Annotated in this window: 15 protein-coding genes; 7 read left to right on the top strand and 8 right to left on the bottom strand. The window is 72.6% G+C overall.

What is annotated here, in order from left to right:
• Positions 1–357: 357 nt before the first annotated feature.
• Positions 358–1,461: an RNA polymerase sigma factor RpoD gene (gene rpoD, locus E1286_RS03030; protein WP_397054722.1), complete on the top strand. Its 1,104-nt coding sequence runs from the start codon at positions 358–360 to the stop codon at positions 1,459–1,461.
• Positions 1,462–1,526: 65 nt separating this feature from the next.
• Here rpoD and E1286_RS03025 read toward each other — a convergent pair whose 3' ends face one another.
• Positions 1,527–2,990, bottom strand: coding sequence for a GntP family permease (locus E1286_RS03025; RefSeq protein ID WP_132608724.1), 1,464 nt, complete (start codon positions 2,988–2,990; stop codon positions 1,527–1,529).
• Positions 2,991–3,249: 259 nt separating this feature from the next.
• Between E1286_RS03025 and E1286_RS03020 the strand changes: the two genes are divergently transcribed.
• From E1286_RS03020 to E1286_RS03010, 3 genes are read left to right on the top strand one after another with little or no spacing between them, the layout of a single operon-like run.
• Entirely contained in the window at positions 3,250–4,458 is a 1,209-nt protein-coding gene (locus tag E1286_RS03020) for a CaiB/BaiF CoA transferase family protein (protein ID WP_132608723.1), read from the top strand.
• Positions 4,459–5,391 carry a hydroxymethylglutaryl-CoA lyase gene (locus E1286_RS03015; protein ID WP_132608722.1) on the top strand — a complete coding sequence of 311 codons (933 nt, stop codon included), beginning with the start codon at positions 4,459–4,461 and terminating at the stop codon, positions 5,389–5,391.
• A gap of 38 nt (positions 5,392–5,429) precedes the next feature.
• On the top strand, positions 5,430–6,206 hold the full coding sequence (locus E1286_RS03010) for an IclR family transcriptional regulator (protein WP_132608721.1): 777 nt from the start codon (positions 5,430–5,432) through the stop codon (positions 6,204–6,206).
• 4 nt (positions 6,207–6,210) lie between these two features.
• Here E1286_RS03010 and E1286_RS03005 read toward each other — a convergent pair whose 3' ends face one another.
• The 7 genes from E1286_RS03005 to E1286_RS02975 are packed head-to-tail and all read right to left on the bottom strand — an operon-like array spanning position 6,211 to position 14,415.
• Complete coding sequence (locus tag E1286_RS03005) at positions 6,211–7,020, bottom strand: transporter substrate-binding domain-containing protein (protein WP_132608720.1); 810 nt, start codon at positions 7,018–7,020, stop codon at positions 6,211–6,213.
• On the bottom strand, positions 7,017–8,378 hold the full coding sequence (locus E1286_RS03000; RefSeq protein ID WP_246074367.1) for a hypothetical protein: 1,362 nt from the start codon (positions 8,376–8,378) through the stop codon (positions 7,017–7,019). The genes E1286_RS03005 and E1286_RS03000 overlap by 4 nt, the downstream gene beginning before the upstream one ends.
• Positions 8,375–9,007: an FHA domain-containing protein gene (locus tag E1286_RS02995; protein WP_132608719.1), complete on the bottom strand. Its 633-nt coding sequence runs from the start codon at positions 9,005–9,007 to the stop codon at positions 8,375–8,377. Before E1286_RS02995 ends, E1286_RS03000 begins: the two co-directional genes overlap by 4 nt.
• 6 nt (positions 9,008–9,013) lie before the next feature.
• Entirely contained in the window at positions 9,014–10,300 is a 1,287-nt protein-coding gene (locus E1286_RS02990; protein WP_132608718.1) for a vWA domain-containing protein, read from the bottom strand.
• Positions 10,293–11,126 (bottom strand): PP2C family protein-serine/threonine phosphatase, encoded by an 834-nt coding sequence (locus tag E1286_RS02985; protein WP_132608717.1) that lies wholly within the window; start codon positions 11,124–11,126, stop codon positions 10,293–10,295. The genes E1286_RS02990 and E1286_RS02985 overlap by 8 nt, the downstream gene beginning before the upstream one ends.
• Positions 11,126–13,249, bottom strand: a complete 2,124-nt coding sequence (locus E1286_RS02980) for a serine/threonine-protein kinase (RefSeq protein WP_132608716.1) — start codon at positions 13,247–13,249, stop codon at positions 11,126–11,128. The genes E1286_RS02985 and E1286_RS02980 overlap by 1 nt, the downstream gene beginning before the upstream one ends.
• Positions 13,246–14,415 (bottom strand): coiled-coil domain-containing protein, encoded by a 1,170-nt coding sequence (locus E1286_RS02975; protein ID WP_132608715.1) that lies wholly within the window; start codon positions 14,413–14,415, stop codon positions 13,246–13,248. The genes E1286_RS02980 and E1286_RS02975 overlap by 4 nt, the downstream gene beginning before the upstream one ends.
• 133 nt (positions 14,416–14,548) lie before the next feature.
• Here E1286_RS02975 and E1286_RS47500 point away from each other — a divergent pair, with 133 nt between their 5' ends.
• Genes E1286_RS47500 through E1286_RS02965 form a run of 3 tightly spaced genes read left to right on the top strand, consistent with a single transcriptional unit; the run spans position 14,549 to position 16,484 of the window.
• Positions 14,549–14,707: a hypothetical protein gene (locus tag E1286_RS47500; RefSeq protein ID WP_165969542.1), complete on the top strand. Its 159-nt coding sequence runs from the start codon at positions 14,549–14,551 to the stop codon at positions 14,705–14,707.
• 32 nt (positions 14,708–14,739) lie between these two features.
• On the top strand, positions 14,740–16,014 hold the full coding sequence (locus E1286_RS02970) for an amylo-alpha-1,6-glucosidase (protein ID WP_165969541.1): 1,275 nt from the start codon (positions 14,740–14,742) through the stop codon (positions 16,012–16,014).
• Entirely contained in the window at positions 16,011–16,484 is a 474-nt protein-coding gene (locus E1286_RS02965; protein WP_132608713.1) for a hypothetical protein, read from the top strand. Before E1286_RS02970 ends, E1286_RS02965 begins: the two co-directional genes overlap by 4 nt.
• Positions 16,485–16,498 lie beyond the last annotated feature (14 nt).

Raw genomic sequence — 16,498 nt, 5'->3', positions numbered from 1 at the left:
GAGTGAGGGTGGGGGTTTGTAACAGTTCGGAAGCGTTACTGGCGGTATACCAGGGCGGTTCAGACGGGAACTTGGCACGGTCCAACGGCCGCCGTGGCACGGGGTGCGGGGTATCCGGGCAGGGAAAAGGTTGCGTCCGGCGCTGGACGCCCGCCGGGCGCGTGAATCCTGATCGCGTAATTGACTTTACTTTCCTGATCAAACTTGGGCTAAACCTTATGGCGATCTCAATTCGGTAAGGACGATCGCCTTACCTTCTGTGACAAAAATGGGTCTGCCATTTGCTGGAACCAATACTGCAGACTGTGTCCCGTGGGTGCATCGGTGCTGTCAAGCGGACCGCCATCGGTAGATCAAGTGGCGGACCTCGTCGCAAAGGGAAGGGAGCGCGGAAGCGTAACCGTCGATGACGTCGCAGCCGCGCTTGACCGATCCGAGCTGCCGTCCGACGCGCTGGAGCGCGTCGTGCGCATGCTCGCCGAGAACGGTGTGGAGGTCCTCGAGCCCCAGGGCGACGAGGAGTCCCCCCGCGCCGATGAGGAGGACGTAGGCAAGCGGGCGCCAACCAGCGATCTCGTCCGCATCTATCTGCGCGAGATCGGCCGCGTGCCTTTGCTGACCGCCGAGGAGGAGGTGGAGCTCGCCAAGTCGATCGAAGCCGGCCTGTTCGCCGAGGACAAACTGGCCAACGGGGTCTCACGCCTGGCCTTCCCGGAGCTGCGGGAGCTCGTCTGGCAGGGCACCAGAGCCAAACAGCGGCTCATCGAGGCCAACCTGAGGCTCGTGGTGTCGATCGCCAAGCGGTACGTCGGCCGCGGCATGCTGTTCCTGGACCTCATCCAGGAGGGCAACCTCGGGCTCATCAGGGCCGTCGAGAAGTTCGACTACACCAAGGGTTACAAGTTCTCCACCTACGCCACCTGGTGGATCCGGCAGGCGATCACGAGGGCCATCGCCGACCAGGCGCGGACGATCCGCATCCCGGTCCACATGGTGGAGACCATCAACAAGCTCGTCAGGGTGCAGCGTCAGCTCCACCAGGATCTCGGCCGCGAGCCGATCCCCGAGGAGATCGCCCAGGAGATGGACCTCCCGGTCGATCGCGTGGTGGAGATCCAGCGCATCGCCCAGGAGCCCGTGTCGTTGCAGTCGCCGATCGGCGAGGAGGACTCCGACCTCGGAGACTTCATCGAGGACGCCGACGCGGTCGTGCCGATGGAGGCCGCGGCCTTCATCATGTTGCAGGACCAGCTCGACGACATCCTGGCCACGCTCTCCGACCGGGAGCAGCGCATCATCCAGCTCCGGTTCGGCCTGGCCGACGGGCATCCGCGCACGCTGGAGGAGGTGGGCAGGGAGTTCGGCGTGACGCGGGAGCGCATCCGCCAGATCGAGTCGAAGACCCTGGCCAAGCTCCGCCACCCGACGCGCGCGCAGATGCTGCGGGACTATCTCGACTGACGAAGTACGGCCGGTGGCCCCCGGGCCACCGGCCCGTCCGTTGGAGCCCGTCTGTTGGAGCCTGTTCAGAAGAGCAGGCTGATCGGCACCAGCAGGAGGATGGCCACGACCGAGGCGACGGAGACCGCGACCGTGGTGGTCTTGAGCGCGCCCCGGGTGGTCTGGCCGAGCAGCGACTGCAGCAGCCAGAACGTGTTGCTGGTGACGTGCACGCAGAACAGCGACCCGGACCCCGCGGCCAGCGCGATCAGCACGGGATCGATGCCGAGGGCGGGCGCGACGGGGGCGAGGATGCCGGCCGCGGTGATGGCCGAGATGGTGACGGAACCGACCGCGACGTGCAGGACCGCGGCGACCAGCCACACCACCACCAGCGGCAGGAACGTGCCGGCGGTGAAGTACCCGCGCAGGATGTCGCCGAGGCCGCCGGCCGCCACGACGGCGGCGAGCGAGCCGCCGACCGCCGTGAGGATGAGGATCTGACCGCTCTCCCTGAAGCCGTTGGCGATCGCCCTCTCCACGCCGCTCCTGCCGGTGAAGCGGCGGGTGACGACCAGGGTGCCGATGAGGCCGACCAGCAGGGCGACGACCGGGTTCGAGAAGAACGCCATCACGTCGTTCTCCACGTCCGCGGCCTGGGCGATAGCGCCGCCGGCGATCATCAGCAGGGCGAGGATGAGCGGTCCGAAACTGACCAGCAGGCGCGGCCCGCTCTCGGCGCCGCGCGGCCCGGCGGCCGGCTTCGCGCCGCCCACGGGCGTGCCGCCCGCCCCCGGGGTGACGGGCCGTGCCGGAGCGGGAGCCTGAGCGGCCCGCACGCCCACCGCTGCCGCCTGCTCCTTCTCCACCACTTCCGCGACGGGGGCGCCGGCCTCCTCGACGGCGACGATCTCGTCGGCCGCGGTGTTCCAGAAGCCCCGGCGGAACAGGAACGTCATGATCGCCACGGAGAAGACGATCGTCGGGATGATCAGCAGCAGCCCCCAGAGCAGCATCGTGCCGAGCGGTACGTGCAGCAGCGCCGCCAGGGCGAGGGTGCCCACCCCCGGCACCATCAGCACGATGCCGCACTCGAGCCCGATCGCCATGGCGGCGGCCATGCGCGGCGTGCCCAGCGGGCCGATCTGGCGCGAGGCGGTGCGGGCCAGCGGCGCCGAGATCACCAGCAGCACGTCGAGGTAGATCGACTGGAGCAGGGTGCCGATGGTCAGCGCCATCGAGTACGGCAGCCGCTCCGGGCCGAACACCCGTAGCAGGCGGTCGACCAGCCGCTCGATGGCGCCCATCTCCTTGAGCATCGACCCCGTCAGCACGCCGAACGCGATGAGCAGCCCGACATCGGCCATGATGTCGCCGAAGCCCTTGGTGATGGTCTCCACCGTCTTGCCGAAGCCCAGGCGGGTCATGAGCCCGAGGCCCAGAGATCCGAGAACGAGCGAGATCACCGGGTTCACGTGGAAGCGGACGATGAGCACCACGGTGGCGACGATCGCCACCGCCGTACTGGCGAGGACTGCGATGTCGGACATCCACTGCTCCTTCGCTCGGAGGCAGGGGGGCGGCGGCGGCTCGTAACGGGGTCGTCACGGCGGGGATCCAGCCCGTTGACGCTGGGATGGCAACTCATCATGAGCCCGCTCGGCAGCCCGGTCAAGAGCCCAGTAACGCGGTTTTTGGTGCATTTAGTCCCTTTTTTTACTACTGGTGGGGATTGACCGATCCGGGAGGGAACTCGCATTCTGGGATGTAGACCCACATTGCGGGATGGCGAGCTGGAGGGTGGGGGACATGGCCGATCTGAGCGGAGCCCTGGACGGTGTGCGGGTGCTCGAACTGGGCAACTTCATCGCGGCCCCCTCGGCCGGCCGCCTCATGGCCGACTTCGGGGCGGACGTCGTCAAGGTCGAACGCCCCCGCGGCGGCGACGAGCTGCGCCGATGGCGGCTCCACGAGGGCGAGACCTCGCTGCTGTTCCGCGCGATGAACCGGAACAAGCGCTCCGTAACGCTCGACCTGAGGCACCCGGAGGGCCGTACCGTCGCCCTCGACCTCGTCCGCCGCTCCGACGTGGTGCTGGAGAACTTCCGCCCCGGCACCCTGGAACGCTGGGGCCTGGACGTCGAGCGCATGCGCGAGGCGAACCCGGGCGTCATCGTCGTCCGCATCTCCGGGTACGGGCAGAGCGGCCCCTACCGCGACCGCCCAGGCTTCGGCGGCGTCGCCGAGGCCGTCGGCGGGCTCAGGAACCTCACCGGCTACCCCGACCGTCCCCCCACCCGCGTCGGCATCAGCCTCGCCGACTCGGTCGCCGGCCTGTACGCCGTCATCGGTGCCCTGACCGCCCTGCGCCGCCGATCGGTCACCGGACGGGGAGACATCGTGGACGTGGCCCTGTACGAGGCGGTCTACTCCCTGATGGAGTCCCTGACCCCCGACTACGACGCCTTCGCCGTCGAGCCCGAGCGGACCGGCGCCTCACTGCCGGGCATCGCGCCGTCCGGCACCTATCTGTGCGGCGACGGCAAGTACGTCGTGATCAGCGGCAACGGCGACTCGATCTTCAAGCGGCTCATGCGGGTGATCGGCCGCCCTGACCTGGCCGACGACCCGGCACTGGCCGACAACGCCGGGCGGGTGCGGCGCGCCGGGAGCCTCGACGCCGCCATCGCGGACTGGACCGCGCGGCTGCCGCACGAGGAGGTGCTCAAACAGCTGGACGAGGGGCAGATCCCGTCGTCGCCCATCTACACGGCGGCCGACATCGCCAAGGACCCGCACTACGCGGCCCGCGGCATGCTGGAGCGGCACCGCGTGGCCGTCGCCCCGGGCCACGAGCGCGAGGTGGCCTTCCCCGGCGTCGTGCCGAAGCTCGCCGAGCAGCCCGGCCGCACCCGGTGGCTCGGCCCGGAGCTGGGCGAGCACACCGACGCCGTACTGGCCGAACTCGGCATCGACGACGCGCGGCGCGCAGAGCTGCGCGACCTGGGGGTGATCTGAATGACCGGCACGAACGACCAGGTCCTCATCACGGAGGTCCTCCTGCGGGACGGCCTGCAGATCGAGCCGGTGGTCGTCCCGACCGCCGACAAGATCCGGCTGGCGTACGGGCTGATGGCCGCCGGGCTCACCTCGCTGGAGGTCGGCTCGTTCGTCCACCCGGAGAAGGTGCCGCAGATGGCCGACACCGACCGGCTGGTGCGCGAGCTGCGCCCCGCGGAGTCGGTGGCCCTGCACACCCTGGTCTTCAACGAGCGGGGAGCGCGCCGGGCGATCGAGGCCGGGGCCCGGCACGTGCGGTTCGTCGTCTCGGCCAGTGACGGCCACAGCAAGGCCAACGCCGGAGTACCCACCCAGGACGCCCTCGCCCGCCTGCGCCCGGCCGCCGAGCTGCTGACGGGGGCCGGGGTGCGGATCGAGGCGACCATCGCCACGGCGTTCGTCTGCCCCTTCGACGGCGAGACCGCCCCGGAGCGGGTCGTGGACGTGGCCGGGTCGCTGAGCGCGTTCGGCATCAAGGTGCTGCACCTGGCCGACACGATCGGGGCGGCCAGTCCGTGGCACATCCGGCGCACGGTCACCGCCGTGCGCGACGCGTTCCCGGAGCCGCCGCTCGGGCTGCACCTGCACAACACGTACGGCATGGCCTCGGCGAACGCCTGGGAGGCGCTCCAGCTGGGGATCCGGCGCTTCGACGCCTCGCTGGGCGGGGTCGGCGGCTGCCCGTTCGCGCCCGGCGCCGCGGGCAACATCGGCACCGACGACCTGGTCAACCTCTGCCATCACGCGGGCTTCGCCACCGGGATCGATCCCGGTAGGCTCGTCGCCGTCCGCGACGAGGTGGGGGCGCTGCTGGGCCACCGGCTCGACTCCGCGCTGTCGGCCGTGCCGGCCGAGCCGGTGGCCGTGCGCGGGACGGCCGCCGCGCCCTGACGTACGGTATCTTCCGAAGTCGCGTCGGGAAGGCACTGATGGGCAAGAGCGAAGAATCGGGCACCTCCCAGGTGCTGGTCCTGCGGAAGATCCGCCAGATCCTCGAGTGCTTCACCGTCGAACGGCCCGAGCTGACCCTCCAGCAGATCACCAAGATCACCGGGCTGCCCGCCAGCACCTGCCAGCGGCTGGTGAACAGCCTGCTGCGCGAGGGCTTCCTCGACCGCAACGACGACGTCTACCGCATCGGCCTCGACCTGGTGCGCTGGGCCGCCCCCGGCACCCTCGGCCTCGACATCGTGCAGCTCACCCGTCCGGTGCTGCGCCGGCTGCGCGACCAGACCGGCGAGTCGACCGCCCTGTACGTGCGCGACGGGCCCTACCGCACGGTGGTGAGCCTGGCCGAGACCCGCTACTCGGTGATGCGCATCTTCACGGTCGGCATGGTGATGCCGCTGCACGCGGGCTCGGCCGGCAAGGTCTTCATGGCCTTCGACCCCGCGGCCCGCCGTGCGGCGGTCGGCCACGGCCTGACCCGCCACACCTCGCGCACCGTCGTCGACATCGACGTGCTGGACGAGCAGCTCGCCGAGGTGCGCAGGCGCGGCTACTCGGCGACGTTCGAGGAGCGCGACGTCGGCGCGGCCTCCATCAGCGCGCCCGTCTTCGGCCACACCGGCGACCTCGTCGCGGTCCTCGGCATGATCGCTCCGACGCAGCGGCTGACCCCCGCCGACGTGGGCGACCTCGCGCCGCGGGTCGTGGCGGCGGCGGAGGACGCCTCCCGGCGCCTCGGCCACCGCCTGCCCGCCTGACGCGCTACGAGCAGCCCTCGAACTGCGGCACCGCGATCGTGCTGAGGTCCAGCCCTGACGTGCCGAACCACCGGTGCAGCAGCTTCGCCGTGGTCCCGTCCTGGTACATGTCCGTGATCGCCCGGTTGACCGCCTCGCAGCCCGGCACGTCGCCCTTCGGCAGCCCGATCCCGCTGCGCTGCTCGTTGAACTGCGCGTTGTTCAGCCGCAGCCCCGAGCCGTCCTGCATGGCCAGGCCCGCCAGGATGACGTCGTTGGTGGTGACCGCGTCCACCTGCTCGCTCTTCAGCGCGGCCAGGCACGCCTTGTAGTCGGCGAACGGCACGACCCGCGCCGGCACCTTCCGCTCCTCGAGGACGCGCTGGGCCGCGTTCGAGCCCTGGACCTCGCAGATCCGCCGGCCCTCCAGATCGCGCACGTTCGCGATCCTGTCGTCCGGCCGCGTCAGGATGTCCTGGTAGGAGATGTGGTACGGCCCCGCGAACAACACCGTGGCCTTGCGGTCCATGCTGATCGTGTACGTCGCCACCACCATGTCGGCCCGCCCGTCCACCAGCACCTTGTCCCGGTCGGCCGCCAGCACCGGCACGAACGTGAACGGCTTGCCGAGCTTCCCGGCGACGTAGCGGGCCACGTCCACGTCGAAGCCCTCGAAGGAGCCGTCCGCCTTGCGGAAGCCGATCGAGGGCAGGTCGGGGCGCACCGCGATGACCAGCTCGTCCTGGTCCACGATCGACTCTGCGGCGCCGGTCCCGCATCCGGCGACCACCGCCGCGGCCATGAGGGCGGCGACGGCCGCCAGCACCCGCTTCATCGGTACTCCTTCAGTCGAGGCCACACCCCGGCGACCACCAGCAGGCCGATCGCGCCGATCGCGAAGGGCAGCAGCCGCCACAGGCCGTCCAGCGTGTTCTCGCCGCGGCCGATCGCCCGCTCGAACGCGCTCTCATGCTGCTCGGACAGCGCCACCAGCGAACGGTCGTAGGCGTCGAACGCCTCGCCGACCGGGCCGAGCCGCGCCTCGACCGCCTCGCGCACCCGGCCGTCGGCCGCCCGCGCGCGGAAGTCCATGTCCGCGGCCTGGAACCGCCGGTAGGCGTCCATGGCCGCCTCGCCGCTCCTGCCGACCAGCTCGGGGCCGAGCAGGCCACGGAACCCTTCGCCGGAACGCCCGGTCACCTTGGCGTGGTAGGTCTCCAGGTTGCCCGCCTCGACGTAGAGCACCGACAGCGACTTGTCCAGATACATGTGCTCGTAGGTGTCGGCGCGGGCCTTGTCCAGCAGGTAGCGACTCTGGTCGCCCTGCATGCTGTTGCTGATCGCGCGGGCCCTGGCCAGCGTCAGCATCGAGTCGAACCCGGCGGTCTTGGCCTCCCGCAGCGCCTGCTCGTCCTGCGCCAGCACGTTCGACCCGAAGAGCAGCGCGACCGCGGTCGCCACCGTGGCGGCCAGCAGCGCCGGCCCGAACACCCGGCGGAACCGCCTGGCCAGGTAGACCTGCAGCACCAGCAGGCACCCGAGGGCGAGCAGCCCGGCCAGCACGACCGCGCCGCGCAGCAGCGGCACCGTCAGCGCCTTGTCGTCGTACGTACGCCGCACGATCGTGCCGTTCTCCAGCGTCAGGTTGTACGCCTGCGGCAGCAGCACCAGCCGCATCAGGTCGGTCGCCTGCCGGTGGAGCAGGACGACGTCGTCCGCCGGCGGGCCCGACGGGTGCGGTGACCGCTCGTCCAGCAGCAGCGCCTGCGCGGCCAGCCGCTCGTACTGGCCGAGCCCGTCCAGCACCGACTGCACGGTGCGCCGCTCGGCCTCGTTGTCGCCCGACAGCTCGAACGCCTTCAGCAGCGCCTGATTGGCCTCCGACCGGCGCCGCTCGTACCGGTCCACGGCCTGCTGCCGCTCCCGGTCGTACGCCTCGCCCATGACGAGGGCGTCGGCCACCTGGGCGTCCATGTCGCTGAGTGCCAGGTAGAGCCCGGCGGTGGCGACGACCTGCGGGCCGGCGTCGCGGCCGATCACCCGCAGCCCGTCGCCGACGGTCCAGGCGCCCGCCGCGAGCGCCGCGAACAGCAGGGCCAGCGCGGCGGCCGTCACGCCGGAGATGACGCGGATCCGTCCTGGGACGCCGCGCCGCGCCGGGGCGGGCGCGGGCCGCGTCTGCACGATCGTCACGGTGCTCCCTCCCTCAGGGTGATGACCGTCCAGGCGCCGACGTGGATCCGGTCGCCGGCGCCCACCCGGACCGGCACGTTCACCGTGAGCGGCCTGCCGTTCAGCTGAGTGCCGTTGGACGAGCCCGGATCCACCAGCAGCCACGAGCCGTCCGGCTGGGCCAGCAGCACGGCGTGCAGGTGGGAGACGCCGGGATCCTCCGGCGGCCCGGTCAGGTCGATCTCGGGCGCGAGGTTCCTGGCCCGGCTGCGCCGCCCGATGCGCACCTGCTCGCCGGACAGCGCGAACGACCGCTGGGGGCAGTACGGCGGGAACGCCACCGATCCGGCGTCCGGTCCGCCCTCGGCGATGACCTTCTCGTAGTACGCCCGGTCGGCCGCGGCGACGGCCTCCCACCGGACCCCCGTCACGTGGGCCGGGATCGGGGCCGGGGCGCCGGTGCCGGTGTAGTCGTGGCCGCACACCTCGCAGAAGTGCCCGGCGCGCGGCGTCCGGCAGACGGGGCAGCTCGCGGGCGCCGACTGTGGTGCGGGCTCACTCCTCGGCGGGGAAGCGGGGGCCAGCTGCGTGCCGCAGACGTCGCAGTAGTCGTCCGCGCCCGACGCGTGCCCCTGCGGACAGGTGGCCATCACCGGTCAGCTTCCTTCCTTGCGCAGCCGGCTGGTCCGCTCCGAGCCGGTGTCGAGCTCCAGCACGTCGGTCTTGTCGACCTTGTTGCGTAGCCGGGCCGTCCCCGTGACCGGGTCGACCTCGACCACTTTCTCCAGCAGGCGGGCGGTGTCCTCCCGGCCGGACTCGGCGGCGAGCTCGCGAGCCTTGGCCAGGCGGGCGGTGGCGGTGTCGACGTCGCCCATGGCGCGCGCGCCGAGCCCCTCCTGGATGAGCTCGTGCAGCTCGGCCTGGCCGGTGTAGTGGGCGACCTTCCGGTTGATCTGCGTGGACTGCGCCAGGTCGTCGGTCCACTGGGCCAGCACGTTGCCGCTGGCCACGACCTCCTGGGTGTCGGGGCGTACGAGCTTGACCCAGCCCGCCCTGATCTCCTGGCCGATCTGGCCCGGCGGCACCTCGACGCAGATGTGGTACTCGCGTTCCTCCGCGCCCCAGGAGCCGGTGGGGTAGTCGCCGGTGAGCGGGTTGACGTCGGTGCGCTTGCCGGTCAGGTCGAGCAGCGTGGGGGAGACCTGCTTGACGAACATCAGCCGAGCGGCCTGCGGCACCCACACCCGCAGCGACAGCTCGGCCACGGTCTTGCTCATCGACGCCTGCGTGAGCCGCCGGAAGTACTCCGGCAGGTCCCCCTGGTCGCGGACGTAGTCGAACGTGCCGAGCATCGCGTCGGCCACCTTGCGCAGCTCGGCAGGCACCCAGTCGGCGCCGATGCCCAGCGAGTCGCACACGAACGTGCCGCTCCACTCCCGCAGCACCGCGTCGAACTCCCCGGCGCGCTCGTTGTTCTGTCCGTCGGTCATCAGCAGCGCGTGCCGGATCGCCGACGGGCGGCTGGTCAGCAGGTGCCCGGCCAGCTTCAGCCACTCGCCGATGGCGGTGCCGCCGTGCGCGAGCAACTGGTTGACGGCCCGCTCGGCCTCGGCCCTGGTGGCCGGGCCGGCCGGGACCAGGCCGGTGTCGCCGCCGGGGAAAACGACCCTGGCCTGCCCCGTACCGGCCACCACGGCGAAGTGCACGCCGTCGCGCAGGGTCCGTACGGCCGTCACCGCCGCCTCCCTGGCCTCGCGGATCTTGGCGCCGCTCATCGAGCCTGACGTGTCAATGATGATCACCTCGGCCGCCTCGGCGGGCGCGGCCTGCGTGGTCGCCGTGCCGGTCGAGCCGATGGCGAGGACGGCGTGCACCTCGCGGCCGTCGAGCGGCAGGTACTTGTTCTGGTCGATGGTCAGCGTGAAAGCGGGCTGCTCAGCCATGCACTTCTCCTAAGGGGATCAAGGCGATCGTCACGTTGTCCTGGCCTCCCGCGTCCAGCGCGTGCCGGAGCAGCTCGCGGGCCATCTCGCTGGGGGTCCCGGAGGCCGGGAAGGCGTAGCCGGCCAGGTAGCGCCACAGGCCGTCGCTGCAGACCAGCAGCAGGCCGGGCTCGCGGGGGGCCAGCGTCCGCACGTGGGGGCGGACCTCGCCGGCGTCGGCGCCCAGCCAGGCGGTCAGCTCGCCGGTCTCCACCACGTCGTCCGCCGTCAGCGGCGTGGCCGCCGGGGAACTCCGTGGCAGCCAGTACGCGCGCGTGTCGCCCGCCCAGCTCACCGTGACCGTCCCGCCCTCCGCCACGGCGGCCACGTACGTGCAGGCCGGGGCGTCGTCCACCGAGGTCGCCAGCTTGGCCACGGCCCGGGCGGCCAGCTCGAACGCCTCCGCCTGCGACGCCCCTCTGGCCAGCGCGGCCGAGGCGGTCCCGGCTGCCGCCGCGGACGCCTCGTCGGCCCGCGGCGAGCTGCCCACACCGTCGCACACCACCGCCACCACGGCCCCGCCCGCCTCCAGCAGCGCCACCGCGTCCTCGTTGCGCGGACGGCGCAGGCCGCGGTCGGTCACCGCCGCCGCGCCGCCGCCGAGCACCGTCTCGGCGTGGTCGCGGCCCGTCGGCTGGCGCAGCCCGCACCGCTCGCAGTAGCCCTCCGCGTCCACGGCCGCCGCGCCGCAGGAGACGCAGGCCGGCGCCCCGAGGGCGTGACCGCACGCCTCGCAGTACGACTCGCCCGCCCGCACCGGCGCCTCGCAGACCGGACAGCCCGCCATCACAGCCACGTCCTCGGCCGTACGGCGTTGGCCTGGTCGATGAACGCGTGGCGTTCCTGGCGCGAGCCGGCGGCCCCCGCCAGCCTGCGGTAGATGCCCTCCAGCCGCCGGCGCAGCCCCGCCTCGGTGAACGGCGCCCCGCCCAGCAGCACGCCCTTCGGCGGCGGGTTCGACTCCAGCCAGGTCAGCGCGCCGCGCAGCACCTCGGCGACGAGCTGGTCGCGGCGGCGCTCGTCCAGGTCGCTCTGGGCGGCCACCCGTTCGGCGGCCTCCACCAGCTCCTCCGGGCGCAGCCCGCTCACGTCGGGCCGCCGCACCACCGAGACCGCCAGCGCCACCTGTGCCGCCACCCGGTAGACCGACGTGGCGGGCACCGCGTCCAGCACGTTCATCCGCCCCGCCCTGGCCAGCCCGAACGCCGCGCTCACGTAGGCACGGTCGGTACGCCAGACGAGGTCGTGCCAGAAGGCGGCCGGCTTGCCCGCGCACTCCAGCGCCAGCGCGAGAGCCAGCTTGGGCGCCAGCTCGCCGGGCAGCTCCGACACGCAGGCGTCGAACAGCGACACCGCGTCGTCGTGCCGGCGCGCGGCCAGCGCCTGCACCGCGCGGAACCAGGTGACCCGCCAGTCACCGGGCAGCTCCGCCTCCAGCGCGTCCAGCACGCCGGACGCCTCCGGCGCGCCCTCCTCGGCCAGCAGCCGGGCCCGTGTCAGCTTCGTCTCAGGGGTCTGCGGCAGCGCCGCGAGCTGCTCGATCAGCTTCCTGCCGTCGCGGCCCGCCAGACCGGCGAGCGCACCCGCCGCCGCGTCCGACGGATCCACCAGCGGCGCCGGCAGCGCGGCGGCCGCCACCACCGGGTCGAGCGGCCCGAACACGGCGCGCTCGTCCTCTGACAGCGCCGTGCCCACCGCCGTGCGCTCCGGCCCGAACAGCCCCGAGGACGCCGGGTACGGCACGCCGTCCTCGAGCGCGCTCACCTCCCGCAGCACCCCGACGAGCTGCTCCTCCATCTCCCACGCGCTCTGGAACCGGTCGGCCGGGGCCGGCGCGGTCGCCTTGCGCAGCAGCCGGGTGAACGACGGATGGCCGCAGTCCACCGGCAGCGGCGCGGCCACGCCGCCCTGCAGCGGGCTGAACCCGGGGATCGCCAGCACCGCGAGCGTCCTGGCCACGGTGTAGAGGTCGGACGCGACCGACGAGGGCCGGCTGCCCAGCTCGGGGGCGTGGTAGCCGGGCGTGACCCACGACGACCCCACCGGCGAGCCGATCGGCTGCACGGCGCCCATGTCGATGAGCCTGAGCCGCCTGCCGACCCTGATCACGTTGGCCGGTTTGAGGTCGCAGTAGACCAGGCCGTGTTCGTGCAGGTAGGCGAAGGCCTGGAGGATCTCCCGGCCGTACACGAGTGTCTCGCGCAGCGGGAGCGGGCCCTGGCGGCGCAGGTCGTGCAGTGACTGGCCGCCGACGTACTCCATGACGATGTAGCCGAGCCCGGCAGAGCGCTCGAAGTTGAAGATCTTGACGATGTTGGGGTGGTCGACCGCCGTCAGGAACTTCCGCTCGGCCTCCGCCGCCGCCAGCGCCTCGGCGTCCATCGTGTTGAGCAGGCCCTTGAGCACGACCCAGCGGCCGTCGAGGTTCTCGTCGGCGGCGAGGTAGACCCAGCCCAGCCCGCCGTGCGCCAGACAGCCCAGCACGCGGTACTGCCCGCCCACCAGGTCGCCCTTCTTCAGCTTCGGGCTGAAGGAGAAACGCGTACGGCAGTGCGAGCAGAATCCCTCCGTCAGCCCGGGACGCCCGTCGCGGGAGCGCCCCACCGGCTGCCCGCAGTCGGGGTTCGCACAGAACCGCTTGGACTCCGGCACCTCCGGGTCGGGCAGCACCGCACCGGCCGGGTCGCGCTCCGGCACCGACGGCAGGTCCGCGACGGTGGCCGGCACGCCCGCCCGCGACCGCCCGCTGCCCGACGGCGAGCTCGGCGGCCTGCTCACCGGCCGCGTCTCCACGGGGGCCGGCTCCGACGCCGGCGCCGGCAACGGCGGCGCGCTCGCCGCCAGGCCGCACAGGTCGCAGTAGCCCTCCTCGATCGTCCCGGTGCAGCCGGGCTGCGCGCAGCGGGTCATCCTGGCCTCCGTGTGTCTCCGTGTAACGCGCGCCGGTAGTCCTCGACGGCCGCGGCCGCCCTCGTCAGGTCGCAGGGGGCGGTCCACAGCAGCGTGCGCGCCCGCTCGTACAGCCGGACGGCGTCCGGGTCCTCGGCCAGGCCCTTGCGCGCCGCCGTCATCTGGAAGGCGCCGAGCCGGCCGCGTAACTCGTCGCGCCGGCCGACCAGCCCGTACAGCGCCTTGGCGGTGGTCCGCGCCTGCTCGGCGGCCGTGCGGATCTCGTCCTCCAGCGCCGACAGCCGCCTGGCCCGCCGCACCCACGGCTCGGCCGAGACGTCCAGGACTTGCAGGCCGGCGGCCAGCGCGTCGGCGCGGCCGCGCGGCAGGGCCTGCGGCGGCAGGGCGATCTTGACGACGACCGCGCCGTGGGCCAGCCGGGCCTCGCTCTCGGCAGAGCGCACGTCGTCGAGCGCGGCCGTCAGGTTCTCCCGCCGCCGGGCGTACTCGGCCCTGACCGTGACCGCCAGCTCCAGCTCCGCCCGCGTGTCGGCCAGCAGCTTCGCCAGCCGGTCGAGGTCCTGCGCGACGGCCGCGCCGAGGGGATCCTGCACCACCGCCGTGCGCAGCCGGGCCGGCTCCCGCGCGTCCACGCCGGCCTGCTCGCCCAGCTCGCCCTCCAGCTCGCGGATCCGGCGCAGGTCGGCCTCGGCGGCGTCGAGGCGGGGGAGCACGGCGTTCCACACCGCGTCGATGTCGTTGAGCGCGGAGGTGACCTCCTGGAACGCGGCGTCCATCCGGCTCACGGCCGCGTCGAGGGTCAGCCGCTCGTCCGCCTGCGGCAGCAACGAACGCCGCTCGACCGGCTGCGTGGCCGCCCGCAGCACCACCGACGGGCCGGACAGCAGCTCCGTCAGGCGCGCGAGCCGCTCGGCGCCCATCCTGCCGCGCTCGCCCCGCACCCGCTCCGCCTCCCGCAGCACGGCGCGATAGGCGTCGTGCAGCGACCACAGAACGGCCAGCGACTGCTGCGCCCCGGCCCACCGCCGTTCGGTCGCCCCCCGCAGGGCGGCGCCCTTCAACAGCCGGTACGTCGTATGGGATTCGAGGTCGAGCAGGTCGTCGGAGATGCGGTCACGCTCGTCGGCGCGGGCGCGCAGCGCGTGCTCCGCGGCCTCCCTGCTCATCGGCGGTCCCAGGCTGATCACGCTCCCGTGCGAGCGGGCCCCCTGACCGGTCGGCGGGGGGACCCTGACTTGTCCCTGATTCAACCCCGGCCCGCCTGCAATCCGCTTAAAAGATCTCATAGCGTTCAGAGGTATGGGACGCATTCTTCTGATCATCGTGGCCGTCGTGGCCGCGCTCGCACTCGTCGGGCCCCTCGTGGGCTTCATGCTCACGCTGCTCAAGTGGGGGCTCATCATCGGTCTCGTGGCGCTCGGCGTCGTGTTCGTGTCGAAGTGGGCCACGCGGACATAGCGTCATGAGGCAACGCCAGTCATAGTTGGGTGATGGAGTCGCGGCCCGCGGTCGACGATGCCGCGCTCGGGCGCGAGGCGATGGCCGTGCTCGAGGCGAACTGGACGGGCTCTGGCACCGTGCCCGCGCCAGGGCTCTACCCGCACCAATGGAGCTGGGATTCGGCGTTCGTCGTCATCGGTCTGGCCCGCCATCGCCCCGACCGGGCCCAGGACGAGCTGCTCAGCCTGCTGCGCGGGCAGTGGGCGACCGGAATGGTGCCGCACATCGTCTTCCACACCCGCGAGGCGTACTTCCCCGGGCCCTCCGTGTGGCGCTCGCAGGAGCACGACGCCGCGCCGCGGGTGCTCACCTCCGGGCTCACCGCGCCGCCGCTGCACGGCCTCGCGCTGTGGTGGCTCTACCGCTACACCGGCGACACGGCGTTCGTCCGGCGGGCGTACCCGGCGCTGGCCGCCCAGCACGACTACCTCGCCGCCACGCGCGACCTCGGCGGCGCCGGCCTGGCCGCGATCGTCCACCCGTGGGAGTCCGGCATGGACGACAGCCCCGCCTGGGACGACGCCCTCGCCGCGCTCCCCGTCGTCGGGTACGGCCAGCGCGGCGTCGAGATGGCCGAACGCCACCCCGCCAGCGACCACGACCGCTACGTCTGGCTCGCCCTGCGCTACCGGGACGCCCGATACAGCCCCGAATACCTGCGCGACGAGCACCCGTTCGCGATCGAGGACCCGCTGTTCAACGGGATCTGGCTGGCCTCCTGCCAGGCCATGGCCGAGCTGGCCCCGCTGGCCGGCGCCGACCCCGCCCCGCACGCCGAACGGGCCGAGCGCATCCGGCGGGCGCTGGTCGAGCGCCTGTGGGACGGCTGCTTCTACGCCAGGGACCTGCGCGCCGACCGGCTCATCAGGGTGGGCACCGTCGGCTCGTTCGGCCCCCTGCTCGACCCCGGGCTGCCGCACGAGCACGTACGCGCCGCCGTGGAGATCCTGGAGTCGGCCAGGTTCATGGGGGCGACCGGCTACCCGGTGCCGAGCTGCGAGATCCGCGCCCCCCAGTTCGACCGCACCCGCTACTGGCGCGGCCCCTCCTGGGTGAACACCAACTGGCTGCTGCGCCGGGCCGCCGCCGTGCACTCTCTCGACCAGCTCGCCCGCCAGCTCACCAACGGCACCCTGCGGCTGGTCCGGCAGGCCGGTTTCCGGGAGTGTTTCGACCCCTTCGACGGCAGCGGGCGCGGCTGCCGCGATTTCTCCTGGAGCGCGGCTCTCACCCTCGATCTGCTCGCCGATACCGTGGTGGAATGAGTCTTTTCCGCCGCCTGCCCGCTGAGGTGCGCAAATCGCTGAAGACCGAACGCGGGGAGCGGGTGCTGACGTTCGCCGGCGCCGAGAACGGCCACGTGGTGGCCACGAACCTGGCCCTCCACCTGTCCGACGGCACGCGGGTGCCGTACGAGGAGATCGACAAGGCGTCGTGGGACGAGGACGGCGTGCGCGTCCTCACCACCGACGGCCTCTGGCACGTCGAACGGATCGCCGAGCCGCGCATGCTGCCGGAGACCGTACGCGAGCGGGTCAACGCGACGATCGTGGTGAACAAGCACGTGAGCCTGCCCGGCAGGGGCGGCGTGCGGCTGGTGGCGCGGCGGCCGCCCGGCGGCGAGGTGCTCGGCTGGACGTTCGTCTTCGACGACGGCCTCGACCCCGACGACCCCGGCCTGCGCGCCCAGGCCGAACAGGTCCTGGAGGGCGTACGCCGCAGCATGGGCGTCTGAGTCGCGCTCAGCGG

It is taken from the genome of Nonomuraea terrae, from assembly GCF_004348995.1.
GTDB lineage: Bacteria > Actinomycetota > Actinomycetes > Streptosporangiales > Streptosporangiaceae > Nonomuraea > Nonomuraea terrae.
The sequence above is the reverse complement of the archived record's forward strand: the minus strand, read 5'-3'. Positions and strand labels throughout refer to the sequence as shown.